The 25,226-nt window shown below is 65.3% G+C and carries 18 protein-coding genes; 9 read left to right on the top strand and 9 right to left on the bottom strand.

Going from position 1 to position 25,226, the window contains the following annotated elements:
• The first annotated feature begins 32 nt into the window (after positions 1–32).
• From smc to GXP39_03755, 4 genes are all read left to right on the top strand, one after another.
• Positions 33–3,629, top strand: a complete 3,597-nt coding sequence (smc, locus tag GXP39_03770; GenBank protein ID NOZ27158.1) for a chromosome segregation protein SMC — start codon at positions 33–35, stop codon at positions 3,627–3,629.
• Positions 3,629–4,543, top strand: coding sequence for a DMT family transporter (locus GXP39_03765; protein NOZ27157.1), 915 nt, complete (start codon positions 3,629–3,631; stop codon positions 4,541–4,543). Before smc ends, GXP39_03765 begins: the two co-directional genes overlap by 1 nt.
• 164 nt (positions 4,544–4,707) lie before the next feature.
• Positions 4,708–6,300: a hypothetical protein gene (locus GXP39_03760; GenBank protein NOZ27156.1), complete on the top strand. Its 1,593-nt coding sequence runs from the start codon at positions 4,708–4,710 to the stop codon at positions 6,298–6,300.
• A gap of 14 nt (positions 6,301–6,314) precedes the next feature.
• The gene (locus GXP39_03755; GenBank protein ID NOZ27155.1) at positions 6,315–6,737 is read left to right on the top strand and encodes a hypothetical protein; all 423 of its coding nucleotides are present in this window, start codon (positions 6,315–6,317) and stop codon (positions 6,735–6,737) included.
• Positions 6,738–6,803: 66 nt separating this feature from the next.
• Here GXP39_03755 and GXP39_03750 read toward each other — a convergent pair whose 3' ends face one another.
• Together GXP39_03750 and GXP39_03745 are read right to left on the bottom strand one after the other, a co-directional pair.
• Positions 6,804–7,997 (bottom strand): AI-2E family transporter, encoded by a 1,194-nt coding sequence (locus tag GXP39_03750; protein ID NOZ27154.1) that lies wholly within the window; start codon positions 7,995–7,997, stop codon positions 6,804–6,806.
• Positions 7,994–8,827 (bottom strand): TlyA family RNA methyltransferase, encoded by an 834-nt coding sequence (locus GXP39_03745; protein NOZ27153.1) that lies wholly within the window; start codon positions 8,825–8,827, stop codon positions 7,994–7,996. The genes GXP39_03750 and GXP39_03745 overlap by 4 nt, the downstream gene beginning before the upstream one ends.
• Positions 8,828–9,150: 323 nt before the next feature.
• On the opposite strand from GXP39_03745, the gene GXP39_03740 reads away from it, so the two are divergent.
• On the top strand, positions 9,151–10,032 hold the full coding sequence (locus tag GXP39_03740) for a decaprenyl-phosphate phosphoribosyltransferase (GenBank protein ID NOZ27152.1): 882 nt from the start codon (positions 9,151–9,153) through the stop codon (positions 10,030–10,032).
• Between the two features lie 12 nt (positions 10,033–10,044).
• Here GXP39_03740 and GXP39_03735 read toward each other — a convergent pair whose 3' ends face one another.
• Together GXP39_03735 and GXP39_03730 are read right to left on the bottom strand one after the other, a co-directional pair.
• Positions 10,045–11,736 carry a transcriptional regulator gene (locus GXP39_03735; protein NOZ27151.1) on the bottom strand — a complete coding sequence of 564 codons (1,692 nt, stop codon included), beginning with the start codon at positions 11,734–11,736 and terminating at the stop codon, positions 10,045–10,047.
• A gap of 328 nt (positions 11,737–12,064) precedes the next feature.
• Positions 12,065–14,413, bottom strand: a complete 2,349-nt coding sequence (locus GXP39_03730; GenBank protein NOZ27150.1) for a YfhO family protein — start codon at positions 14,411–14,413, stop codon at positions 12,065–12,067.
• Positions 14,414–14,892: 479 nt separating this feature from the next.
• On the opposite strand from GXP39_03730, the gene GXP39_03725 reads away from it, so the two are divergent.
• Complete coding sequence (locus GXP39_03725) at positions 14,893–16,623, top strand: NAD(P)H-hydrate dehydratase (GenBank protein NOZ27149.1); 1,731 nt, start codon at positions 14,893–14,895, stop codon at positions 16,621–16,623.
• An 86-nt stretch (positions 16,624–16,709) separates the two neighbouring features.
• Here the strand turns inward: GXP39_03725 and GXP39_03720 are convergent, their stop codons facing one another.
• The 5 genes from GXP39_03720 to GXP39_03700 form a co-directional block, all read right to left on the bottom strand.
• Positions 16,710–17,177, bottom strand: coding sequence for a hypothetical protein (locus GXP39_03720; protein ID NOZ27148.1), 468 nt, complete (start codon positions 17,175–17,177; stop codon positions 16,710–16,712).
• Positions 17,178–17,288: 111 nt separating this feature from the next.
• The gene (locus tag GXP39_03715) at positions 17,289–17,693 is read right to left on the bottom strand and encodes a hypothetical protein (GenBank protein ID NOZ27147.1); all 405 of its coding nucleotides are present in this window, start codon (positions 17,691–17,693) and stop codon (positions 17,289–17,291) included.
• A 36-nt stretch (positions 17,694–17,729) separates the two neighbouring features.
• Entirely contained in the window at positions 17,730–17,984 is a 255-nt protein-coding gene (locus GXP39_03710) for a hypothetical protein (GenBank protein ID NOZ27146.1), read from the bottom strand.
• Positions 17,985–17,987: 3 nt separating this feature from the next.
• On the bottom strand, positions 17,988–19,100 hold the full coding sequence (gene mnmA, locus GXP39_03705) for a tRNA 2-thiouridine(34) synthase MnmA (protein ID NOZ27145.1): 1,113 nt from the start codon (positions 19,098–19,100) through the stop codon (positions 17,988–17,990).
• Positions 19,101–19,108: 8 nt separating this feature from the next.
• On the bottom strand, positions 19,109–20,281 hold the full coding sequence (locus tag GXP39_03700; GenBank protein ID NOZ27144.1) for a cysteine desulfurase: 1,173 nt from the start codon (positions 20,279–20,281) through the stop codon (positions 19,109–19,111).
• A 366-nt stretch (positions 20,282–20,647) separates the two neighbouring features.
• Between GXP39_03700 and GXP39_03695 the strand changes: the two genes are divergently transcribed.
• The 3 genes from GXP39_03695 (at position 20,648) to eno (ending at position 25,187) form a co-directional block, all read left to right on the top strand.
• Complete coding sequence (locus GXP39_03695) at positions 20,648–22,741, top strand: acetate--CoA ligase (GenBank protein ID NOZ27143.1); 2,094 nt, start codon at positions 20,648–20,650, stop codon at positions 22,739–22,741.
• Positions 22,742–22,760: 19 nt separating this feature from the next.
• The gene (locus GXP39_03690) at positions 22,761–23,834 is read left to right on the top strand and encodes a phosphotransacetylase family protein (protein NOZ27142.1); all 1,074 of its coding nucleotides are present in this window, start codon (positions 22,761–22,763) and stop codon (positions 23,832–23,834) included.
• Positions 23,835–23,900: 66 nt separating this feature from the next.
• Positions 23,901–25,187, top strand: coding sequence for a phosphopyruvate hydratase (gene eno / locus GXP39_03685; protein NOZ27141.1), 1,287 nt, complete (start codon positions 23,901–23,903; stop codon positions 25,185–25,187).
• Positions 25,188–25,226: the final 39 nt, after the last annotated feature.

Raw genomic sequence — 25,226 nt, 5'->3', positions numbered from 1 at the left:
GGTGGGTATTCCGGGTCGATGTGTGGGCGCATATGCGGCTTAAACGACTGACGCTGCAGGGCTTCAAAACCTTCGCCTCGCGCACGGAGTTCGTCTTCGATTCCGGCATCACGGCGATCGTGGGGCCGAATGGGAGCGGGAAATCCAATCTGGCCGACGCGGTGCGCTGGGTGCTGGGCGAGCAGTCGTATCGGCTGCTGCGCGCTCGCCGGACGGAGGACATGATCTTCGCCGGGACCCGGCAGAGGGCGCGTCTGGGGATGGCCCAGGTCACGCTGGTTTTGGACAACGCCGATGGCTGGCTGCCGGTGGACTTCTCCGAGGTCTCTATCACCCGGCGCGCCTATCGGTCGGGGGAGAACGAGTATCGGCTGAACGATAGCCGGGTCCGCCTTCGGGACATCCAGGACCTGCTGGGCGACTCCGGGCTGGCCCGGCGCACGTACACCGTGGTCGGCCAGGGGTTGGTCGATCAGGCGCTGGCGTTGCGGCCGGAGGAGCGCCGTTCGCTGTTCGAGGAGGCGGCCGGCATCGCGGTGCATCAGGCCAAGCGGGATGAGGCGTTGCGTCGCCTGGAGGAGACGCAGGCGAACCTCGTCCGGGTGCAGGACATCCTGAACGAGATGGCGCCACGGCTGCGATCGCTAGAGCGGCAGGCGCAGCGCGCCGCGGAGTGGCGCCAGGTGTCCGCCGACCTGGAGGCGGCGCTGCGGGTTTGGTACGGCTATCAGTGGCACCGGGCGGTGCGGCGGCTTGAGGAGGCCCAGGAGGAGGCGGAGCGGGCCGCTGCGTCCCTAGCCGAACGCCAGAAGGCCCTCTCGGCGGTCGAGGCGCACATCGTGGAGCTGCGTCGGCGGCAGACGGAGCTGCGTGACCGATTGGGGAATTGGCATCAGGAGAGCAGCGCACTGCATCGCCAGGCCGAGCAAGTGCAGCGTCGACTGGCCGTGAGCGGCGAGCGGTACCGTCTGCTGGGGTTGCGGGCGGAGGAGCTGACGCGGGAAGTGGAGGGGCTGCGTCAGCGCATGGAGGCGCGATCCCAGCAGGTTCAGGCGGCGCAGGAGGCCGTGCTGCAAGCGCGGGCGAAGGCGGAGGAGGCGGCACGGGCAGCCGAGGAGGCCCGGCGGATGGCGGAGGCCGAGGAGCAGGAACGTCGCCTCCGACGTCAGGAGCTAGAGCGGGCCCAGGCCGCCCTGGTGCGGGTGGATGCCGCCATTGAGGAGACGCGTCGCCGCATCGCCGAGTTAGAGGAACGGGACCGGAGCGCTGCTCAGGAGCGTGCGGAGCTGGCCGGGAAGCTGGCCCGGGCCGAGGAGGAGGCTGCTCGCCTGGAAGAGGACGTGAAGGCCTCCGAGGCTGCGTTGGCGGAGTGTGCCCGGCGGCTGTCGGAGCGGCGTGAGGCGCTGGAGGCCGCCCGGGACGCGGCAGACCGGGCGAGACGTGAGGAGCAGCAGGCCTCCGTTGCCCTGGCGGACGCCCGGCGCCGTCTGGATCAGCTTCGGACGCGTTTGGACCTGTTGGACCGGCTGCATGAGGAGGGGGCCGGGCTGTACGCCGGCGTGCGTCGCGTGCTTCAGGCCGCACGAGGCTCCCGTCGGGAGCTGTCCGGCGTCGTAGGCACGGTGGCCGAACTGCTGCACGTGCCCTCCGAGCTGGAGGTGGCGATCGAGACGGCCCTGGGAGGGCGTCTTCAGGATGTGGTGGTCGAGCGCTGGGATGACGCCGAGGCGGCGATCGCTTATCTGAAGCGGGTGCGGGGAGGGCGCGCGACATTTCTGCCGCTGGACAACTTGCGGCCGTCGCGTCCGGTTCGGGCGCCGCGCATGCCGGGTGTGCTGGGCGTGGCAGCGGAGCTGGTGTCGGCCGATCCCCGCCTGGATGCCGTGGTACGGCTGTTGTTGGGCCGCATCATCGTCGTGGAGGATCTCCCGGCCGCCAGGCGGGTGTTCGCCCGCCTGGAAACGGGAGCGCAGGTGGTCACCCTGGAGGGGGATCTCGTCCGGCCGGGTGGCAGCGTGACCGGCGGGAGTCGGACGGAGCGACGCGACGGCGGGATGCTGGCCCGAGAGCGCGAACGTCAGACGCTGCCCCAGCAGATTAAGAAGGCGGAGCAGGCGGTTGCGGAGGCTCAGCGGCGCGTCGAGCGCTGGCAGGAGGCGTATCAGCAGGCGGAGGCCGACGTCCGTTCCCTCGAGCGGGCCATCGGGGCGATCTCGGATGAACGGGCGGCGCTGCAGCGCCAGTTGCAGGAGCAACAGCGCGCGCTGGATCGGGCGCGTCAGTCGTTAGAGTGGTATCGGTCATTGTCCGCCCAGGCGGAGCAGGAGATCGATCGGTCTGGGCAGCGGATGGCGCAGCTCCGCAAAGCCCTGACCGACCTGGAGGCGGATCGGGCCGTTCGGGCGCAGGCGCTGGCGGAGGCGGAGGCATCCCTGCAGGCGTTGGCGGATAGCGAGGTGGCCGCTCGGGCGGCGGCGGCCCAGGCGGCGGCTGCGACGGCGGAGGCCGAATTGCGCTCCCAGGAGGCGCTGTTGCGGAGCGCCCGTGAGGCGTTGGCGCAGGTCGAGGCCGAATGGCGTGCACGGGAGCAGCGCCTGGCCGACCTGATGGCCGAACGTCAGCAGCTCGCCGCCGAGGTGGAGGGTCTGGAGCGCTCGGTGGCGGCGTTGCAGGCCGAGATCGATCGGCTGGCGGGGCAGATCGAGCCCGCTCAGGCGGAGGCGGATCGGCTGGCGGCCGAACAGGCGAGCGAGGAGGAGCGTGAGGCGCTCCTTCGCCGGCTGGTGCGTCAGGATGAGGATCACCACCACCGAGTGCAACTGGCCCTGGAGAGGGCCCGGGATGAGGTGGAGCGGTTGCGGCGGGAGATCGAGCTTGTGGAGTTGGAGCCCGGCGCGGGCGCTGTGGATCAGCCGCCCCTGCCGCTACATCCGCTGGTGGAATCCCTGCCGGCGGTCTCCGCGCTGCCGGAGGGGTTGGAGCGGGATATCCGGCGGTTGCGCACGCAGCTCAGCCGGTTGGGGAACGTGAACCCCAACGCCCCGGCGGAGTACGAGGAGATGTTGGAACGCCATGCGTTCCTCTCGACGCAGTTGGCCGACCTCAAGGAGGCGGTGGCGACGCTGGAGCAGGCGATCGCCGAGCTGGATGAGCTCATGGAACGCGACTTCCGGCAGACTTTTGAGCAGGTGGCGAAGCGGTTCCGCGAGCATTTCACCCGGCTGTTCGGCGGAGGCACGGCCCGGCTGGAGCTTACCGATCCGGACAACGTCAACGAGACGGGGGTTGAGATCATCGCCCGGCTTCCGGGGAAGCGGGCACAGTCCCTGGCGCTCCTGTCCGGTGGCGAGCGTGCGCTGACCGCTGCGGCATTGATCTTCGCGCTGCTGGAGGTGAACCCGCCTCCCTTCTGTATCCTGGATGAGGTGGATGCGGCCCTGGACGAGGCCAACATTCATCGCTTCCGGGAGACGCTCAAGGCGCTGTCCGATCGCACGCAGTTCATCGTCATCACGCACAATCGGGGGACGGTCGAGGTGGCGGACACGATCTACGGGATCTCCATGGGGGCCGATGGGGTCTCGCAGGTCCTGTCGTTGAGCATGAAGGACATCCCCGAGGTCGCGTGATGGCAGGCAGGCCCATGATCGCCCGCGTGATGTCCTGGCCTCGGTTCCGTGTGTACGCGCTGGCCCTGCTGGTGTGCACCTTGTGGGGGGCGAGCTTCGTGCTGACCAAGGTGGCGTTGGAGGAGTTGGGCCCCTTCGCCGTCGCCTTCGGCCGATGGTCTCTGGCCGTCCTCGTCTTCGCCCTCTATCTGCCCCTGATGGGATATACCTCCGAGGTGCGGAGGGCGTTGCACGAACGCTGGCGGGCGTTCGCCTGGCTGGGGCTGGTCGGCATCTGTCTGTTTTACGTGTTGCAGAATTTCGGCCTCCGGTTCTCCACGGCGGTGAATGTGGGATTGGTCATCAACGTGACCTCCATCTTCATCGCGATCCTGGGGGTGTGGTGGCTGGGAGAGCGCCTGGAGCGACATGCCGTCCTCGGCATCGTCGTCTCCTTCGTTGGCGTGTCCCTGGTCAGCCTTCAGGGAGGGCGTTTGGCCCTTGGGGGACGATCCTGGCTGGGCGATGGCCTGACGGTGCTGGCGGCGTTATGTGCCGCGGTGTACTCCGTCTACGGAAAGCGGGTGGTGGCCCAGTACTCACCCGCCGTCGTGACGGGGTTGGCCGCCCTGTTCGGGGCTGTGTTCCTGCTCCCATTGGCGATGTGGGAGGGGTGGACATGGCCCATCTCCGTGCGAGCGCAGGGAGCCCTCTGGGTCCTGGGATTCGGCAGTAGCGCCCTGGCGAATTTATGGTGGTGGAAGGTGTTGGAGCAGAGCGACGCGTCCCGGGCGGGCACTTACCTCTTCCTGATCCCCATTATCTCCACCTTCCTGGCCGTGGTGTTCCTCGGCGAGCCATTCACCTGGATGACGGCGTTGGGGGCTGCCCTCGTCCTTGGCGGGGTCATGCTGACCCAGCACCAGACGGTGTGAGGCCGTTGGGACGGGGAGATCCCCCTGATCGCTCATGCAATTTGGCGTTCCTTATGCCTACTGGTATAATTGCTTTTTGGGAATAAAATGACTTTGCGCGTGTCCGGTCGTCCTCGAGGGGGGCGACCATAGCTTGTGTGGCTTTGCCGTGGAGGGTCAAGAGCGTGTTACAGCGGAAGACGCAGACGCCGGAGTATTGGGAGCAGGAATTCGAGGTGACGGAGGAAGACCTCGAGCACCTGTACAATCTGATTCTGGAGCGCAACAGCCCGATCTCTACCGAAGAGATGGTGCTGGAGGTGATCCGCCGTCGTTGCCAGCTCGAGGAAGAGCGGATGCGGGCGGAGTTGTCGCGTGGCGTGGTCTATCAGCCACGCGAACGCTATGAGGTCGGCCAGCAGTTGGTCTTCCCCGTGTTCGACTATCGCCTGGGCACGGTCGTCTCGGTGCGGCCGGGGCGGAACCCGGAGCATGGCGAATTCGATGTCATCGCCGTGCAATTTGAGAACGAGGAAGAGCCTCGGGAATTTGCGGCCAATCTGAAGACGCCCCACAAATTGAACCGGGCGGACGATAACGGGGCCGATCTGTGGGAGGCGGCCCATCTGATCTCGCCCGACGAACTGTATCAGGCCTACGGTGATCGGGTGCGAGAGCTGTTGGTAGAGGCGTTGCAGCGGCCCGATTCGGAGTTCGTGTGCTACGATGATCAGTGGATGCTACACGGGCTGCTGGCCGAGATCCATGTGGGCCACTTGAACTTGGCCGAGGCGTTGATCGAGGTGAAGGGGCAGCCCTTGAGCGTGCAGGAGATCCTGGCCGAGCTGGATTTGCCCGAGGAGATACCGGAGCCGGTCAAGGAGTTCTCCCTGAATGTGGCGCTGCAGCAGGACGATCGGTTCGATCTGGTACATGGTCGAGAGGGCGAGCTGTGGTTCCTGCGGCGATTGGAGCCACCCGAGGCGTTGAGCACGCCGAAGTGGCTCGTCTACACACCCGTCCGTTACAACCGTGCCTTCCTGAGCGTGGAGCTCCTCCAGGTCGAATGGGAGCTCGACGACGAGTGGACGGAGGGTGGGATCAGCACCGACTCGGCGGGCATGATCCCCAGCACGACGGTCGTGTTGACGTATCCGCATTGGAAGGCGGGCACGTTGCCGCTGAGCGCTCGCACGCGATCCTTCTTCCCTCCGGGAGATCGCGGCCGGGGGGTGATCACCTTCATCGATGGGCGCTGGGGACAGCGTTTTCAGGGGTGGATCGTGTATGAGGGCCGGTACGTGTGCGGGCTGGCGCCCTGGTTCGAGCAGCACAAGCTGCCGGTGGGGGCGTACATCACCCTGGAGCGTACCGCCGACCCCAATGAGATCACGGTGGACTTCCGCCCACGGCGTATGCGTCGGGAGTGGACCCGGATGGCGAGTGTGGAGGATGGTCGGCTGACCTTCCAGATGGAGAAGCAGCCCATCGCTTGTGAGTACGACGAGCACGTCCTGGTCGGGGAGAAGGACCCGGACGCACTGGAGGCGCTGCGCGTGCAGCTGGATGAGCAGGGCGCCGACGTCTCCGACCTGTTGGCGATGGTGTTCCCAGAGCTGGCCAAGCTCAGCCCTCAGGGGACCGTGCACGCCAAGACGCTGTATTCCGCCATCAACATGGTTCGTCGCTGCGCCCCCGGGCCGATCTTTGCCGCACTGATGTCGGATCGTTCGTATCGGGAGATGGGTGGCGGCTACTACGCGTTGAATACGGAATAGGCGGGAGAGGGACGATGATTTGGTTGAAACCCACGGTGGATACGAAGTTTTACATTGACCAGGAGTGGTGGGAGCGAAACGGCCTGAACTTCCGCCTGTATCTGCGCGATCAACTTTGTCCCGAGTGCAAGGAGCGGTTTCCCACCCATCGGGAGACGGAGAAGGTGGATTGGGTGGACCCAGACACGGCGGAGGTGAAGCAGACGGATGCTCTGCTGGAGTGTCTGCGGAGTTGCTGTGCCAAGCATGCGGAGTTCATCACCCCGCAGGTCCCTTTGGTGGCGGCCGCCTTTCGCCTGTTGCTGGTCAACGGGAATCGTCCCATGTCGCCGCGAGAGATGCACGAGGTGATCCAGTGGCGGACGCCTGAGATGATCTTGCGGACGTTGACGGGGGATCACATCTATCTGGGGATCCGCCCTGTAAGCGAGAACTGATCTAGGGCCACAGCATAGGATCGTTTTGGCGCCGAGGCATATATCCTCGGCGCCTTTTTTCTTGCCTTATATCTCCAGGGTGATCTCGCTGCGCTGGATACGGGCGAACGCGGCCGGCGGATCCAGGTTCTCCTCGGACATCCGCAGGTAGAGATACTTGAAAACGTCCCGCACGATGGCCGTCAGGGGCACGGCCAGCAACATCCCCCAGATCCCGGCCAGCTCGTTTCCCATGACCAGCACCAGCATGATCAGTGCGGGGTGGAGCTGCACGCTCTGTCCCTGGATGCGGGGCACCAGGAAGATGTTCTCGATCTGTTGCACCCCCGCGAAGAGCAACAGGGTCCACAACATCTTGCTGGGCGACTGCAGCAGCGCGACCAGGAGTGCCGGGATGGCGCCCAGGATGGGGCCGATGAAGGGGAAGATCTCCAGCACGCCGGCGATCAGCCCCAGGAGCAGCGGGTAGTTCACGCCCACGATGGCCAGTCCGATCGTGTCGATGACGAAGATGAACAGGCAGAGCAGGAGCTGGCCACGGATGTAGGCGCTGAGGACCCCGTCTGCGGCCCTCCCCAGGAAGTGAGCGTCCAGCCGATAACGCTCCGGGATAAGCCGCATGATCCCGGAGAGCACCCGGGCCTGGTCGTTGAGGATGTAGAACAGCCAGAAGGGCAGGATCAGGACGCCCAGCACGAAGCTGACCGTGTTCGTGATGACGGACAGGGAGCGGGTGATCCCCTGCTGTACGCCGGTGACCACCAATGCGGCCATCTGTTGGATCCAGGAAAGGATCCATTGCTCTACTTGGGGGCGCAGGTTGCCCTGGGCCACCTCCTCCAGCCGAATGCCGAAATATTGCTCCGCCAGCCCGCCGACGTATTCCCACGCGTTCAGATACCAGTCCGTCAGCCCCAGATTCATGCGTGCCCGGGCGCTTTCCAGCCGATCGGGCAGGGCGGTGAGCAGATCCTGGAGCTGTCGGAGGATCAACGGGACGAGGAAGGCCATGATGGTGACCATGATACCGATGATGAGCAGGTAGACGATGATGATAGCCAGCGGTCTGGAGGCCCGAACGCGTTGCAGAGGCGCGGGCATGTGCTCGTCGAGGAAGTTGACGACGGGATGCACGACATAGCCGATCAGGAGGGCGATGAGATAGGGGTAAAGGCCTCCGCGTGCTGCCCAAACGGTCCAGGCCACCAGGAGCAGAATCGCGGTTACGAGGATGAGTCGATTACGGCGGGAGCGCATCATTCGACACCTACCTCTTTCCTGCTGCTTTCACTGTGTGGAGCCATCTCCAGACAGTGCTGGACAGCGCTCTCGATCTCCTGCGAGGGCGGCGCATCCTTGCGCAGATAGGCCAGGAATTCGATGTTCCCGGCGGGCCCAAGGAGGGGGGATGGGGTCAGCCCGTGCAGGCTCAGGCCCTGCTCCTCGGCGAAGGTCAGAATGCCCAGGAGCACCTGTCGGTGCACCTCGGGGTCTTTGACGACGCCGCCGCGCTGGACCTGATCACGCCCCGCTTCAAATTGGGGTTTGATCAGGGCGATGATCCGTCCAGAGGGCTTGAGCCACCCCTTCACGACGGGCAGGATCAGGCGCAGTGAGATGAAGGAAACGTCGATGGTCGCCAGGTCGACCTGGGCGTCGTCGGGGAGGGCGCTCAGATAGCGGGCGTTGGTGCGCTCCAGGACGACCACCCTGGGATCGTTGCGCAGGGACCACGCCAGCTGGCCATAGCCGACATCGATGGCGTAGACGCGGGCGGCGCCGCGCTGGAGCAGGCAATCGGTGAACCCGCCTGTGGAGGCCCCCACGTCCGCGCATACCCATCCCTTGGGGACGATGTGGAACGCGTCCAGCGCCGCGGCCAGTTTGATCCCACCCCGGCTGACGTAGGGCAGCGGCTCCGTCACCTCGATTTGGACGTCGGGTGTGATGTGTCGCCCGGGCTTGTCCGCCCGTTGTCCATCCACACGCACATGCCCGCTCATGATCAGCGCCTGGGCCTGGGTGCGGCTCTCCGCCAGCCCACGCCGGACCATTTCCACGTCCAGCCGTATCTTGCGTCGGTCTGTCATCTCCTCTCGTCTTTTGCCGTGCGGTTGCATCCCTGGGGTGGCCCAGACGGGCCGTCGACATGCAGGGCAACGCTCTAGCCCGCCATCATCAAGGCCGCTGGCCAGGTGGCACCCCGCCTTTTCACGCGCCTGGAAGTTGACGATCACGCGAGTGTAGCGTAGAATTCGCTCCTGAAATTTCCGGGGGCCAGGCGGAAGGGCACGGGTGAGAGGTGCATCCTTTTCGATGGGGGTGCCGTGCCTGGGACACATGCGCCAGCAGGGTGCCCATCGCCCCGCCACGTCCGGCTGTCTGATGGGTTCGGGAAGGGAGAACGATCGATTTGGCTCGAGCGTTGTTGAAGACCATGCGGCCGCGGCAATGGACGAAGAACGCCTTCGTCTTTGCCGCGCTGATCTTTGACGGCAAGCTGACGCAGGTGCCAGCGCTCCTGCACACTCTGGCGGCCTTCGTCTGGTTCTGCCTGCTCAGCAGCGCCGTCTATATTATCAACGACCTGGCCGATATCGAAAAGGATCGGGCGCACCCGGACAAGCGGCGTCGCCCCCTGGCATCCGGTGAGCTTTCCCCCCGCGTCGCGGTCGTCGGGGCCGTGGTATTAGCGGTCATCGGGCTGAGCGGTGCGTTCGCGACGAGGATGGCGCTGGGGTGGGTGGTCCTCTCCTACCTGTTGCTGAACCTGGCGTACTCATTCTATCTCAAGCACATCGTCATCATCGATGTGATGAGCGTCGCGGCGGGCTTCGTCCTGCGGGTGGTGGCCGGCGTCGTGGTCGTGCAGGTCGCTCGCTTCTCGCCCTGGCTCTATGTCTGCACGACGCTGTTGGCGCTCTTCGTGGCTCTGGGCAAGCGACGCCATGAGATCACCTTGTTGGCGGAGAACGCCGGCGCGCATCGTGCCATCCTGGACCACTACACGGTGCCCTTCCTGGATCAGCTCATCTCGCTGGTGACCAGCACCACCATTATCGCCTATTCGCTGTATACCTTTTCCGCCCCCAACCTGCCGCCCAATCATCTGATGATGCTGACCGTTCCCTTCGTGTTGTACGGGATGTTCCGGTACCTGTATCTGATCCACGTGCGTGGCCTGGGCGGCGCGCCGGACGAGCTCATCCTGCGGGATATCCCCTTTTTGCTCTCCGTGCTCCTGTGGGGGGCAGCCGTGGTGATCGTCCTCTACGTGGTGCCCTCGCAGCTTTGACCCATCCGGATATCAGTCGCTCTCTTCCTCGGGCAGGAACTGACGCCAGGGTCCCTCCATGCCCTCCTCGGTGACCCCGTAGTACACCTCAATCGAGCCATCGGGCATGCGTTGCACCAGGTCGTAGCGAATCTTGCCCGCTCGCTTCTGCTGGCGCCACAGCCCGATGTTGCCCCGCCAGGTGATGTCCTGCGGGTTGAGCGAGTTGGACTCGTGCTGGCTGATGGCGTAGTTCCACAGCTTCCGCGCCGAGGCTCGCGTGACATTTTGGACGACCTGGTTGTTGCGGAGGTCCTTCAGCGTGTGGTAGAGGACCCCCTTCCGCTCCACGGTGTCCAGGATCTGCACACCGACCTTGGGGGGCTCCATGCGGTCCGTCCGGGCGGGAGGCTCCGCCTGTTGGGTTTGCTTCTCGGGCTTGGCGGCGGAGGGCATTTCCGGCTTGGGTAGAGCCTGCTTCACCAGCTCGATGATCTCGTCACGCACCGCCAGGCTGGTCTCGCTCTCCTGCCGGATGTAGATGTGCGTCTGATCCAGGCAATAGGGCTTGTCCTGGCCCTCGGGCACGACGACCCGCACGACCGGGCGCCCCTGGCTCTCCATGACGTCCACCGTCACGTCCAGCGGCGGGGTGACCTTGCGCTGGATCTCCTGCTTGAGCAGGGTGATGGCCTCCTCCGGCTTGTCCACCCCGGAGGGCAGCCCCTTGCGCGTCCCGCTGACGCCGATGTAGATGGTGCCGCCCTGGGCGTTGGCAAAGGCCACAACATCGGCCAGCACGGCGTGCAGCCGACCGCCCTTGCGGGTCAGGTTCTCGTGGAACGACTGGACGATGTTCGGCCCCTGCTCACGGGCGGCCAGGACGTGGTCGTAGGGCTCCCGGGTGGGGCGATAGGGCCGGGTCCGGGCGAAATCGTTGCCCTCAAAGACCGCCTTGATGGCCTTGAAGCTGACCTCGGGCAGCAGGATCTCGGTGACGCGATCGCCGATCCCCAGCTGGTGTCTGTCCTTGAGGTCCCGATTCAGCCGGTGGGCATCGGAGCCCTGGATGCAATGCATGCGCCTGGGATATTCGGGCTTGGAGCCGTCGAAGAAGCGGGCGGTGGCCCGCCGGCTGCGGCTCTCCAGGTCCGTCACCTCCAGCGCGTGCAGGTGTGGGTCTTGCGTGTAGGCGATCTTGGTCTGGCCGCCGAATGGGAAGTCTCGCATGGCCACTCCATTTGCCGAATTGGCATGGGCCGCGATCACCAGCCCGCCGGCCTCGTGGATCAGCCGATAGGCGGTCAGCACGTCCGTCGTGGGCCCCACCTCTGTGGAGCCCTCGTCCAGCTTGTCAGGCGGGACGTTGAGCTTCAGTAGGAGATACTCTAGCTCACGGACCGGGGTTTCCGGGGGAAAGATACCCAGGATGTGGAACCCAAAGGTGGCTGTGAACTCAAATCCCGGCAGGATCAGCAGTTTGTCGCCCAGGCGGCGATATTCGTCCAGCGCCCTTCTCTCCTGTGGACGTAGCCGCTTCTGTTGTTCCAGCCAGGTCAGCCGCTTGATCTCCTCACGCAGCCGGGCGACGCCTGCTACGGTGTTATGGTCGGTGATGGCAACGATGTCGAGCCCTCGCATCTCGGCTTTGTACAGCCAATCAAGAAATGTGACGTCGGGCTCGGCCCAATCGGCGGAGGCTGGAGAATGCAGATGTAGGTCCATCCGCCGCCAGGTACGTCTTCCCTTGCGATGTCTATTGCTACTCTTACTCACGAAATACCCAATACTCCTCAATATGCTTTAGGATACCAATACGCCGGCCGTGGTCGCATCAAGGCCGGCCAATGGGTCGCTCAATTCTTTTCCTCCGCCGGGAGCGACCAATCCCGACGGGGCCCCACCCGACGATCGAATGGGGGAAATTCAGACTGCTTACAATAAGCAACATCATTGTACCATAATCTGTGAGGGGGACCAAAACGAGGCGATGACGAAAGGGGCGAGCCCTCCGCAGGGCTTGCGGGTCGTCGGCTGTCAGGCGAGGGATCCCTCATCGCCCTTGGTTTCGTGTGGCCCATAGCGTGCCCAGGGCGCCTATCCACGTGAGCAACCCCAGGCCTACTCCCACCCACCAGAGCCGGGGCCGGTACGTGAGCGTCACCTCGTGCCGCCCGGCGGGCAACGGGATCGCCTGGAAGATGTAGTTGGCCCGCAACACCGGCACCCGCTCGCCCGTCTCCAGCCGGGCCTGCCATCCCGGGTACCAGGTCTGGCTGATCACCAGGTAGCCCGGCGCCGCCAGATCCGCCGTGATGCGCACCCGGTTGGGGCCCTCCGGGCTCCACGTGGCTGCTGTCATGTCCCCTCCGGGGGACGACAACGAGCTGCCTCCCTCCACGATCACCTCTCGCGTGGGGTCGAAGGTGGGGGCGTGAATGGCCTGCCAGGCTTGCTCATGATCCGGGACGGCGGCGGCCTGGTACACCACCCAGGCGCGTGGCAGCGGCGACCGATTGCGATACACGTTCAGCGCCGGATCGCCGTCGAAGGCGAGCTCAAACTTCTCCCAGTCCAGGACGACGTCCTTGCGGGCGATCACGTACCCGGCGTTCAGTAAGTCGTACAGACGGCTGGAGCGGCCGCCCATGTTCTCCCAGTATCGCTGGTAATCTGTCAGCATCAGCGGGTTCACGGTGCCCCATACGTCGTCCAGGCCGTGCACCAGCGCTGCGCTGGGTTGCCACAGGTCCAGGATCCCCGTGCGAGCGTCGATCCGGGTTGGGCCGGGTTGGGAGCGCAGGAACGCCACCAGGGCGGGGTGGTCGAACCCTCGGGTGGGCTCCTGTCCGCTGAGGTCGTTGTAGGCGCCGCTGCCCAGGTCCAGCAGGATGATCGCCAGGGCGATCCAGGCCAATGTGGTGCGCCTGGCGATGCGGGGGCGCCAGGCGGCCAGCCATATCCCGGAGGCGATGGCGAATCCCAGGCTGAGCATGGCCGAGATGAGGGCTACGGCGATGTGAAGGACGACACCGGGGTCGGCGTCCTGCTTCGTGATGAGCGCCAGGTAAAGGCCCAGCGCGAACAGCCCAAGCCCGCCGGCCAGCGCCCAGGTTCCCCGCCATGTCCAGCGCATCCGCTCTCGGACCTTGTTTCCTTCGCGTAGCAAGGTGTCTATCCCCAGCGCCGCCAGCCCGGCCAGTGCCAGGTCCGTGACCAGTAGCATGCGCGCAGGGGCCCTGAGCTGTGCGAAGCCGGGCACGACCCAGGTCAGCCAGCCGTGGGGCAGCGCGTAGATGCCCAGGGCGATCACGAACGATCCGATGGCCAGCCCCAGGAGCCGCCACGTGATGCGGTCGCGCCGCGCCTCAACGGCCAGGGCGGCCAGCACCAGCGGCAGGATGCCCAGATACCCGATCTCGACTCGATCCCACGGCCCCCAATGGAATTGGGGGCCGCGCCCGAAGAAGCCGGGCATGACCCACCCGATGAATTGCGCCGGGCTGAGGGAGAACCCCACGGTTTGCGTGTAGTCCCACTTCGCACGGGCTGTGTATCGGGTGAGCTCCCAGGCGGGCAGCAACACCGGCGCGGCGATGAGCCCGCCGACCAACGCCACGATCGCCAGCCGCCCGACCGCTTGCAGGGCGGCCGGCGGATCCCAGCGTGGCATCAGCAGCAGCCTGATCGCCGTGTCCAACGCCAGCGTCAGTCCGATGAACAGCGTCATCTGGGGATGTCCGGCCAGCGTCCCGATGCCCAGGAGCAGCCCGGCGACGAGGGCCCAGCGCCATCCCCTTTCAGTCTCGCTTCGACGGAACGCCCATAGCGTCCACGGTAGCCAGCTGCCCACGGCGATCAGGTTCAGATTCCCGAAGTGCACCAGCATGGGGTCGCTGAAGGTGACGGCCAGGGCGCCGGCCAGCGCTGCCCAGCGGCTGAGCCGTCGGCCTCGAGGCAGCTCCCGGAGGAAGAGGTATGTTCCCAATCCCATCCACCAGAAGTGGAAGAGGCTGAGCCCCTCCATGATCGTGTAGGTGATTTGGGGGGCCAGGAGGAAAACCACCAGGTGGAGGGGGTAAAGGAAGCCGCTCTGCGGATCGGCGGCGAAAGGGCTGCCGCTGTAGAGGTGGGGGTTCCAGAGGGGGAGATGACCGGATCGCAGCGTTCGTGCGGCGAAGTGGTACATGGGATACAGGAACGAGGCCAGATCGCCGCCGTCGGCGGGCATATAGGCCTGCCCGGAGACGATGCGCCAGAAGAACCCGACCACCGCCAGCCCGAGGAATCCTGCTGCGGCCACGTCCCATCTGGTGCCGAGGGGGAGATGCCCGAGGGCTTCCAGCCGGCGGGTCAATCCCCATAGCAGTAGCCAGATGATGACGAGGATCAGCAGGATCATGACGTTCTCCGAGGCAGGCGTTGATGTGCGCTTGCAAGCGGCTGCATGCGACCACATTATACCGCTACGGGAGCGATTTCGCCAGCACTCCCTTGCTCGGCGGGGTGGTCTCCCTGTCTAATGTTGGTGAGCCCACGGGAGACCATTTTGTGAGCAGCGCTACATGAATGGCGCCTCCCGTGGGCTTTTTCCCAGGCGGGGAATTGATCTGCCGCCACCTACCTGTGGGCAGGGGCGATTCATGAATCGTCCCTGCCCCGGCAACACCCATGAGGGAGACTGCCCTCAGCGGCGTGTCCAAATTTGCACCTGCCCTTTCCCGGCCTGATTTGGGGGGCAGGAGGGATGCACCACCTGGCGCTCGTCCCCTGAATTTCCTTACCCTGCCGGTGGGTGGTATACTCGGGCGTAGCCCGGCTGGGCCCATTTGCGAATATCGTGTTGACATAATTCATGACGCTGGCAGCTTGAGGGGTGGGATGATGAAGATCGTCACGACGGAGGAGATGCGCCGGATTGAGCGGGAGGCCGATGCGAGGGGCCTCTCCTATGCGCAGATGATGGAGAACGCCGGCCGTGCGGTGGCCGAGGCCGTTCGGGAGGAGACGACGTGGTCCCGGTCCGCCCCGATCCTGGTGTTGTGCGGGCCGGGGAACAACGGCGGGGATGGCCTGGTGGCCGCCCGGAACCTGGCCCAGTGGGGATACTCCGTGCGCGCTTACTGCGTGAAGCGGAAACCCGATGGAGATGAGAACCGGGAACGGGCGATCCGGGCCGGCGTTGAGGTGCGGGACGAGGTGGACGATGCCGACCACGCCCGGCTGCGGGCCTGGCTCTCCGAGGCCGGCGTCATCGTGGACGCCTTGCTGGGCACCGGGGTCACAGCGCCGCTGCGTGATCCGATCAAATCGGTCTTGGAGCTGGCCCAGCGGGTCGTGCATGGGCGACGGGCGCAGTCCGGAAGGGCCGCCTCGGAGGAAGAGATGTCCATCGTTCCCGCCCTTGCCATCCCGCCTGCGGCTGGGGGGGAGGCGGCGTCCTCGCCGCCGCAGCCGGAGATCGTGGCGGTGGATTGTCCCAGCGGCCTGAATTGCGACACCGGCGAGCTGGATCCGACCGCCCTTGCCGCCGATGTTACGGTGACCTTCGCGTATCCTAAGGTAGGCCACTTCCTGTTCCCGGGGGCGGGCGCTCTGGGGCGCTTGCTGGTGGCCGATATCGGCACGCCGCCGGAGCTGGCGGATGATGTGCAGGTGGAGCTGGCGACGCCCGAGGCGATGCGTGCGCTGTTCCCGGAGCGGCCGCTCAACGCGCACAAGGGTACGTTTGGTCGGGCGTTGGTGGTGGCCGGGTCGGTGAACTATGTCGGGGCGGCGTATCTGGCGGGCGCGGCGGCCACCCGGGTGGGGGCGGGTCTGGTGACCATGGCCGTCCCCCGCTCCCTGCATCCGGTTCTGGCGTCCGCTCTGCACGAGACCACCTGGTTGGTGCTGCCCCAGGATATGGGCGTGATCGCTCCGGATGCCTGCCGGGTACTGGATGAGCAGATCGACGGCTATCGGTCGCTCCTCATCGGGCCGGGGCTTAGCCAGGAGAAGGAGACGGTCACGTTCGTCCAGGAGTTCCTGTTGGGCGGCCGGGCGGTGCGGCGAGGCCGTGGCCACCTCGGCTTCCTGCCCCATGAGGAGGAAGAGGAGACGGGTGGCCGGCCGGCGTTGCCGCCCACCGTCGTGGACGCCGACGCGCTAAACGCCTTGGCGAAGCTGGAGCATTGGGCGGATAGCCTGCCCCCCAACTGCGTCCTCACGCCGCATCCGGGGGAGATGGCCCGCCTCTGCCGGACGGGCACTCGGGAGGTGAACGCGGATCGGCTGGGGGTCGCCCGTTCTTGTGCCCGGGAGTGGGGGCAGGTGGTCCTATTGAAAGGGGCGTATACCATCGTTGCTGCGCCGGAGGGGCAGGTAAGGATCCTCCCCTTTGCGAACCCGGGGTTGGCGACCGGCGGCACGGGGGACGTGCTGGCCGGCGCCATCGTCGGGCTGCTGGCGCAGGGCCTCACCCCCTTTGATGCGGCGGTCCTGGGAGGATATCTGCACGGCCTGGCGGGCGAGCTGGCGCGTCGGGATCTGGGCGAGACGGGCATGGTCGCGGGGGATCTGCTGTCCCGGTTGCCGGAAGCCATATGCCGGTTGGTGGGGGAGGGGGCATAGCAACGTCGGCGCTCACGTCGGAAAACGAACGGGCGGACCCCATGGGCCCGCCCGTTTTCGGTGACTCGGGTATTGGAGGACGCTGGTCAGCTCTCGGCGTCCTCTTCCCCTTCCGACTCGGAGGATTCCTCTGGCTCGGAGCCGGCTTTGCGGCGCGCCTCGGCGATGATCTCCTCCGCCTGCCTGCGTGCCTCGGCGACGATCTCCTCCGCCCGCTGTTCCGCCTCCTTCAGGATCGGCTCCGCCTTTGTGCGGGCTTCCTCCAGGATCGGCTCCGCTTTCCGTTGGGCTTCGGCGAGAATCTCCTCCGCCCGCTGGCGCGCCTCAGCGACGATCTCATCGCTGCGCTCTCGAGCCTCGGCGATGATCTCCTCCGCTCTCTGGCGTGCTTCGTCGGCACGCTCCTTCAGGTCCTGTCCTCGCTCCACGATCTCCCTACGCAATTCGTGTCCCGACCGGGGCGCCAGGAACAGAGCGGATACGAAGCCGCTCAAAGCGCCCAGGATAAATCCCCAGAAGAAGGACCCACCACCGTTGTTCCTTCGCTCGTCCATAACGCTCCCTCCTCACGCGTCCGAGATGCTCAGCAAAGCGGAATGGCCTCCGTATCGCCGGCCATCAGGCTCGGCCTTCGCCTTGCCAAGGATGTCGGTCCTTTCGCCGCTTTAGCGATCCCCATCTCGCGACCGGCCGGCCAGCGTGGCTGCGGCCTCTCGTAGCCCGGCGATGTACCCGGAGGCCTTGGCGATGGGAGATACGACGCGCTCACTGACGAAGGAGGCGGTCTCCTTCACCGTATCGGCCGCATCCTGGGTGGATCGCAGGATAGGTAATACCTCTTCTTGCAGCGTGCGAATCAGCTGGTAGATCTGCCAGATGAGGATGCTCAGGAGCACCCCCACAGCCAGCACTTCGATCGAGATGAAGATGATGAAGAGATCACGCACCACCTGGGCGCGTACCGGCTTGACGGCCAGCGCGTAGATCGCAAGCCCGATGAGGGCCAGGATGATCGCTGCGATCAGGCCGATCTGCCATTTGCGGATGCCCTGTCGTGTCTCGCCGTTCATGGGAGTGTGGCACCTCCTGTGCCGATTGTATCACATTTATAGACGACGAGCAATGAATAAGGCCAACCATGCTCCCAGCGTGGCGCTTGCGATGTCCAGTTGCCCGATGCGTACCAGCATCAGATCGGCGAGGTAGCTACCCCATTGTGCCAGGCCAAAGCCGATCCATGCGGCGATGAGGAAGCGGGATAGATCTTGCAGGGACTCGCCCCGCCAGATGTGGAAGGCGGTCCCGTATAGGCTGGCGATCAGGAAGCCCAGCACCCATGCGGGCGGTATCGGTATGTGCATGGCTCACCCCATGTCCAGCTCTGGAGGCAAGGGCCGGTCCTCCGGCTCGATGATCCCCCCGCCGAGGCAGACGTCGTCCTGGTAGAAGACCACCGCCTGTCCCGGCGTGATGTCGCGTAGCGGGCGGTCGAACCGGACGTGCACTCTCCCTCCCGGCAGCGGCCGCACCCGGGCTGCCACCTCGGCGCCCTTGTAGCGGATCTTGGCGGTGACGGCGATCTCCCCCTCAGGCGGCCGGCCGGAGATCCAGTTCACATGAGCGGCGGTTAGCTCATCACGTCCCAACTCGTCTCGGGTGCCCACGACCACCGCGTTGCGTCCCACATCCAGCTTCAGCACGTACAGGGGCTCCCGGGCGGCGATGCCCAGCCCGCGTCGTTGCCCGACGGTGTAGTAGGGCAGTCCCTTGTGTTGTCCCAGCACGTTCCCGGCCCGATCCACGATGGGGCCGGGGCGCACGGCGTGGGGTGCCCAGTCCGCCAGGAAGCGCCGATAATCCCCGTCGGCGACGAAGCAGATCTCCTGCGACTCCTCCTTCTCCGCCACCGGCAATTCGAGCTCGCGCGCCCGCCTTCGGACCTCCTCCTTGGTCAGGTGCCCGATGGGGAAGCGCAGGTGGGCCAGCTCCTGTTGTCGGACCACGTAGAGCACGTAGGACTGGTCCTTGGCCCGATCGACGGCCCGCAGCAGCTGATAGGTGCCGTCCGGGGTCCGTCGGACACGGGCATAATGCCCTGTGGCCAGCGCGCTCGCCCCGATGCCTATCGCATAGTTCAACAGGCGCCCGAAGCGGATGTGGCGGTTGCAATACAGGCATGGGTTGGGTGTGACGCCGCTGGCGTACCCGGCGATGAAGCGGTCGACCACGTGCTCCTTGAACGGCCTTTCGACGTTTAGGAGGTAGAAGGGGATGCCCAGGATCCCGGCGACCCGGCGGGCGTCCTCCACGGCCTCATCGGAGCAGCATCGATTCAGGCTGGGGAGCCCGGGGCGTATCTCGGCCCACAGGCGCAACATCACCCCGATGACCTCGTAGCCCTGTTCCACCAGGAGCGCCGCGGCCACGGAGCTGTCCACCCCGCCGCTCATGGCGACGACGACGCGCTCTCGGGTCATGGCCGTCCTTATGCCCAGGAGGGGGCGTAGGCGCGCAGCCGTTCCACGATGCCGGGCAGGACGTCCAGCACCCGATCCACATCCTCCGGACGGGTGCTGCGCCCCAGCGTCAGCCGCAGATGTCCCACGGCATCTCGTCTCGGGATGCCCATGGCCGTCAGCACATGGGAGGGCTCCTGGGCGCCGGATGTGCAGGCGGAGCCGCTGGAAGCACAGATGCCTTCCAGATCCAATCCCATGAGCATCCCCTCGGCTTCTACACCCCGGATGATGAAACTGGCGTGGCCCGGCAGCCGGCGGGTCCGATGCCCGGTGAGCCGGACGTCCGGGATGCGGGCCTCGATGCCGTCGATCAGGCGATCTCGCAGGGCGGTCAATCGAGCTGCCTCCGCCTCTCGCTCCTCCTGCGCCAGCCGTAGGGCGGTGGCCAGGGCGACGATGTAGGGGATGTTCTCCGTCCCCGGCCGGCGCCCCCGTTCGTGGCCGCCCCCGGTTTGGATCGGCCAGAGCGGCGTCCCCCGACGTACGTACAGGATGCCTACGCCCTTGGGGCCGTAGAATTTGTGGGCGGAGAGGCTGAGCAGGTCCACGCCGAGCGCGTCCACGTCGAGCGGAAGGTAACCCCCGGCCTGCACGGCATCGGTGTGCAGGGGGATGCCGCGCTCTCGGGTGATGGCGGCGATCTCGGGCAGCGGTTGGATCGTCCCCACCTCGTTGTTGGCGTACATCACGCTGACCAGCACGGTGTCGTCCCGCAGCGCCTCCCGAATCGCCTCCGGGTGCACGAGCCCCTCCCCGTCCACGGGTACGACGGTGATCTCGAACCCGTAGCGGTCGCGCAGATCCTCCGCGGTGTGCAAGACGGCATGATGCTCGATGGCGGTGGTGACGATGTGGTTCCCCCGGCCGCGCGCTCGTTGGGCCAGGGCCACGCCGCGCAGGGCCATGTTGTCGCTTTCCGTCCCGCATGAGGTGAAGACGACCTCGTGGGGATGGCAGCTCAGGATCTCGGCCACGGTCCGGCGCGCATCCTCCATGGCCTGGCTGGCCTCTCGGCCCAGACGGTGCAGGCTAGACGGGTTCCCGTAGCGCTCTGTGAAATACGGGAGCATCGCCTCGACCACCCGCGGGTCCACCGGGGTGGTGGCGGAGTGGTCCATATAGATGATCGACTTGCTCATCACGCTATCCTCTCGACTCGTAATCCCTTGGCCTCTCGTCTCTGATAAGAGCGTGTCTGAAGATTTGCCGGTAGGGCGTCTGAGGAGCTCCCTCAGCTACCGGCTTCACAGGGGGGAGCCCCTCCAGGCCTTCCCCCAGCAGAAGCAACAGCTTTTTCACTAAGGGCGTGTCTAAAATGCGATTGCTTTTGGTGGACATTCTACCACGATCCCGGGCGTGGGCCAAGCGGTTTGTCTCTGCCAGGTTATCCAGGCAAAGGGGCGGCACGACCCGGGGACATCATGTTTTGCCAATTCAGACACTCTGGGGTAAGATTGTCGATGGCCTTTCGCAGGGTACATAATACAACGGAGTGGACTCGTCCAATGCTGGAGCCATTTGTTTCTCCCGAATCGGTTGCAATCATCGGAGCCTCGAAGACTCCTGGCAAGCTTGGCTATGCGGTCCTCCAGAACGTGCTCCAGTATGGCTTTCCCGGCTCGATCTATCCGATCAACCCCAAGGGTGGCGAGATCCTGGGCCTAAAAGCGTATCCCAGCGTGCTTGATGTGCCTGGGCCCATCGATCTCGCCGTGATAGTGATCCCCAGCCAGTTTATCGCCAAAGTGCTGGATGAATGTGGCCGGAAAGGTATACGCGGAGTCGTGATCATCTCGGCCGGGTTCCGAGAGATCGGTCCCGAGGGCATGCAGCGTGAGCGCGAGCTGCTTCGTATCGCAAAGCAGTACGGCATCCGGATCATCGGCCCGAATTGCTTGGGGATCATCGATACGCTAGTCCCGCTAAACGCCTCATTTGCGGCCACCATGCCCGATCAGGGCAGCATCGCCTTTATGTCCCAGTCCGGGGCGCTGTGTACCTCGATCCTGGACATGGCCAAGCCGCAGGGGATCGGCTTTTCCCGCTTCGTCTCATTGGGGAACAAAGCGGATCTGAACGAGATCGATTTCTTGGAGGCGTGGGCGGATGACCCCCACTCGGCGGTGATCACGGCCTACCTGGAGGGGATCACGGAGGGACCTCGCTTCATGCAGGTGGCGCGCGAGGTAACCCGCAAGAAGCCGGTGATCACCATCAAGTCCGGCACGACCAGCGCTGGATCCAGGGCGGTCTCCTCGCACACGGGGACGTTGGCCGGATCGGATCGCGCATACGAAGCGGCCTTCAAGCAGACGGGGGTGATCCGGGCTCGCTCGGTGCAGGAGCTGTTTGACTTCGCCGTCGCGTTCGCCCGCCAGCCGATCCCGGAAAGCGATCGGGTGGCCGTGGTGACCAACGCGGGGGGGCCGGGCATCATGTGTACGGATGCCTTAGAAAAGGCGGGGTTGCACCTGGCGCAGCTCACCGATGAGACCCGCCAGAATCTGGGCGATCACCTGCCGGCCGCAGCCAGCGTGCTCAACCCCATCGACGTGTTGGGGGATGCGCTGGCCGATCGTTACGAGCTGGCCGTGGAGGCCGCCGTCAACGACCCCAATGTGGGCGCGGTGATCGTGATCCTCACGCCGCAGTTCATGACGGAGATCGAGAAGACGGCCGAGGCGGTTGTGCGGGTCTCGCAGCGGTCGAGCAAACCCATCCTGGGCTGCTTCATGGGGGAGGCGAACGTGGGCCCGGGCGTGGATATCCTCAATCGAGGCGGTGTGCCGAACTACCAGGTGCCTGAACGGGCGGCCGAGGCGTTGGCGGCCATGTGGTCTTACCGCCAGTGGCTGGAGCAGCCCGATGATGAGATCCCTCGATTTGAGGCGGACCGGGAGCGTGTGCGCCAGGTCTTTGATGCGGTACGATCCAGCGGCCGTGTGACCATGGGCGAGGTGGAGGCGCGAGCCGTTTTGGAGGCGTATGGTGTACCCTTGCCCAAATCGGAGTTGGCCCGCTCGGCGGAGGAGGCGGTGGAGATCGCCGAGCGCATTGGGTACCCGGTGGTGATGAAGATCGCCTCGCCGGACATCCTGCACAAGACGGACATCGGCGGGGTCAAAGTCAATCTGATGACCGCCTCGGATGTGCGTGACGCCTTTGACCTGATCACCTATCGGGCGGGGCGGTACATGCCCAACGCGGAGATCTGGGGATGTCTGGTACAGCAACAGGTGAGCGGCGGCAAAGAGGTGATCCTGGGGATGAGCCGCGATCCCCAGTTCGGCCCCCTGTTGCTCTTCGGGTTGGGGGGGATCTACGTCGAGGCGTTGAAGGACGTCACATTCCGGGTGGCGCCGATCGGACGTCGGGCTGCCATGGAGATGATGCGGGAGATCCGGGCGTATCCATTGCTTCGGGGCGTGCGAGGCGAGGAGCCGTCCGACCTGGAGGCGATCGCAGACATCTTGCTGAGGATCTCGCAGCTGGTGACGGACTTCCCGGAGATCGTAGAAATGGATATCAACCCTCTGAAGGTCTTCGACCGGGGCAAGGGCGCGCTGGCCCTCGATATGCGTCTGGTGTTGGCCGCGTAGGTTCAGGAGGATCTAACCAATGGCGAACGTGTACGTAACTTCTATCGAGACGTTTTCCGGAAAAAGCGCGATCTGTGTGGGGATCGGATTGCGCTTCCGACGCGACGGCCTGCGGGTGGGCTATATGAAGCCCGTGAACGTGGCTGCCCATCCGGGCCCGGCCGGGCCCAAGGATGACGATGTGGCCTTCATCAAGGACGCTTTCGGCCTGCCTGAGCCGATGGAGGTGTTGGCCCCCGTGGCCCTGACCCCCGCACATACGGAGCGTCTGCTGCGTGGTGAGGACGACACGGACTATGAGGCCGTGTTGCGCTCCGCATACGATCAGGTATGCCAGGATCGGGATGTGGTGATCCTGGAGGGAGGGGCGACGCTTCGAGAGGGGTACATGGTGAACCTCCCCACGCCGCGAGTGGCGGAGATGCTGGACGCCCGTCCGCTGGTGGTCATCCGGTGGGAGGAGCCCCGGATGGTGGACAACGCGCTCACAGCCAAGGTGCGGCTGGGCGATCCGATGATCGGCGTGGTGTTGAACACGGTGCCGCAGAGCAAATTGGACTACGCGGAGGAGGTGATCCGCCCCTTCCTGGAGCGCAAGGGGATCCCCGTGTTGGCCATCCTGCCCAGGGATCGGCTGCTGCAAGCTGCCAGCGTCACGGAGCTGGCGGAGGGATTGGGCGCGCACATCCTGGCCTGCGCGGAGAAGGCAGACGCCCTGGTGGAGACCGTGATGGTGGGGGCGATGAACGTAGACAGCGCGCTCTCCTATTTCCGTCGCACGCCCAACAAGGCTGTGATCACGGGCGGCGATCGGGCGGATATTCAGCTGGCGGCGCTGGAGACCTCCACCCGCTGCCTGATCTTGACGGGCAACATCATGCCCAATCCCATGATCCTCACCCGGGCCGAGGAGCTGGGGGTTCCTGTGCTGCTCTGCCAACAGGATACCCTGACGGCCGTGGAGATCGTGGAGGGGTACTTTGGGCGCAGCCGCTTCCAGCAGCGTCCGAAGATCGAACGTTTTAGCAAGATGCTGGATGAGCGCATGGATTTCGATCAGCTTTATGATTCCTTGGGGCTGAAACGATCCTGAGCGAAGATCACCAATCCCCGATCTCTAATCGTTGGAGATTGGGGATTCGGAAAAGGAGTTGAAGCCGTGACCACGATCATAGAAGATATCGTCGCGCGTGAGATTTTGGACTCTCGTGGGAATCCCACCGTTGAGGTGGAGGTGATCCTGAGCGGTGGGGATGTCGGCCGGGCGGCCGTGCCCTCCGGCGCCTCCACTGGCGTGCATGAGGCCGTTGAGCTGCGTGATGGCGATGCCTCTCGCTACGGCGGCAAGGGTGTCCTCAAGGCGGTGGAGAACGTGAACACCACCATCGCCGAGGAGCTTCTGGGGTGGGACGCGCTGGATCAGGTGGGGATCGACGAGTTCCTGATCAACCTGGATGGCACGCCCAACAAGGGCAACCTGGGCGCCAATGCCATCCTGGGCGTCTCCCTGGCGGTGGCGAAGGCGGCGGCGGCCGCGATCGGGCTGCCGTTGTATCGCTATATCGGCGGCGTCAGCGCTCGCGTGCTGCCGGTGCCGATGATGAACATCCTGAACGGCGGCAAGCACGCGGTGGACTCCACCGACCTGCAGGAGTTCATGATCATGCCGGTGGGCGCTGAGAGCTTCGCCGAGGCGCTACGTTGGGGGGCGGAGACCTACCATGCGCTGAAGAAGGTGCTGGCCAAGCGGGGATACAGCACCAACGTGGGGGATGAGGGAGGCTATGCGCCATCGCTCAAGTCCAACGCCGAGGCGATCGAGGTGATCCTGGAGGCGATCGAGGCCGCCGGCTACAAGGCGGGTGAGGACATCTGGATCGCCCTGGACCCGGCCTCCAGTGAGATCTACGAGGATGGGAAGTATGTCCTCAAGAAGGAGGGCCGCTCCCTGACCAGCGCGGAGATGGTGGACTTTTACGAGGATTGGGTTAACAAGTACCCCATCATCTCCATTGAGGACGGCATGGCCGAAGACGACTGGGAGGGATGGAAGCTGCTGACCCAGCGCCTGGGCGATCGGGTGCAGTTGGTGGGGGATGACCTGTTGGTCACCAACGTGGAGCGGGTGCAGCGGGCCATCGATGAGAAGGCGTGCACGGCGCTGCTGTGCAAGGTGAATCAGATCGGCACGCTGACGGAGGCCATCGCCGCGGTGGATCTGGCCCATCGCGCCGGTTGGGCGGCCATCGTCTCCCATCGCTCTGGCGAGACCGAGGATACCACCATCGCCGATCTGGTGGTGGCCCTCAACACCGGACAGATCAAGACCGGCGCACCGGCCCGGACGGACCGGGTGGCCAAGTACAATCAGCTCCTGCGCATCGAGGAGGAGCTGGGCGAGCAGGCGGTCTATCCGGGCATGAAGGCGTTCCGGGTGAAGCGATAATCGGCATCGTGCCGGGGATCGCAAGCCTGTCCCACATCG

This window comes from Chloroflexota bacterium, from assembly GCA_013152435.1.
Taxonomy (GTDB): domain Bacteria; phylum Chloroflexota; class Anaerolineae; order DUEN01; family DUEN01; genus DUEN01.
This window is presented reverse-complemented; position numbering and strand designations above follow the sequence as displayed.

Excerpts from the sequence above, each read along its gene's own strand:
- smc (NOZ27158.1), top strand. The coding sequence starts at position 33 with ATGCGGCTTAAACGACTGACGCTGCAGGGCTTCAAAACCTTCGCCTCG.
- GXP39_03765 (NOZ27157.1), top strand. The coding sequence starts at position 3,629 with ATGGCAGGCAGGCCCATGATCGCCCGCGTGATGTCCTGGCCTCGGTTC.
- GXP39_03755 (NOZ27155.1), top strand. The coding sequence starts at position 6,315 with ATGATTTGGTTGAAACCCACGGTGGATACGAAGTTTTACATTGACCAG.
- GXP39_03750 (NOZ27154.1), bottom strand. The coding sequence starts at position 7,997 with ATGATGCGCTCCCGCCGTAATCGACTCATCCTCGTAACCGCGATTCTG.
- GXP39_03745 (NOZ27153.1), bottom strand. The coding sequence starts at position 8,827 with ATGACAGACCGACGCAAGATACGGCTGGACGTGGAAATGGTCCGGCGT.
- GXP39_03735 (NOZ27151.1), bottom strand. The coding sequence starts at position 11,736 with ATGGACCTACATCTGCATTCTCCAGCCTCCGCCGATTGGGCCGAGCCC.
- GXP39_03730 (NOZ27150.1), bottom strand. The coding sequence starts at position 14,413 with ATGATCCTGCTGATCCTCGTCATCATCTGGCTACTGCTATGGGGATTG.
- GXP39_03725 (NOZ27149.1), top strand. The coding sequence starts at position 14,893 with ATGATGAAGATCGTCACGACGGAGGAGATGCGCCGGATTGAGCGGGAG.
- GXP39_03720 (NOZ27148.1), bottom strand. The coding sequence starts at position 17,177 with ATGGACGAGCGAAGGAACAACGGTGGTGGGTCCTTCTTCTGGGGATTT.
- GXP39_03715 (NOZ27147.1), bottom strand. The coding sequence starts at position 17,693 with ATGAACGGCGAGACACGACAGGGCATCCGCAAATGGCAGATCGGCCTG.
- GXP39_03710 (NOZ27146.1), bottom strand. The coding sequence starts at position 17,984 with ATGCACATACCGATACCGCCCGCATGGGTGCTGGGCTTCCTGATCGCC.
- mnmA (NOZ27145.1), bottom strand. The coding sequence starts at position 19,100 with ATGACCCGAGAGCGCGTCGTCGTCGCCATGAGCGGCGGGGTGGACAGC.
- GXP39_03700 (NOZ27144.1), bottom strand. The coding sequence starts at position 20,281 with ATGAGCAAGTCGATCATCTATATGGACCACTCCGCCACCACCCCGGTG.
- GXP39_03695 (NOZ27143.1), top strand. The coding sequence starts at position 20,648 with ATGCTGGAGCCATTTGTTTCTCCCGAATCGGTTGCAATCATCGGAGCC.
- GXP39_03690 (NOZ27142.1), top strand. The coding sequence starts at position 22,761 with ATGGCGAACGTGTACGTAACTTCTATCGAGACGTTTTCCGGAAAAAGC.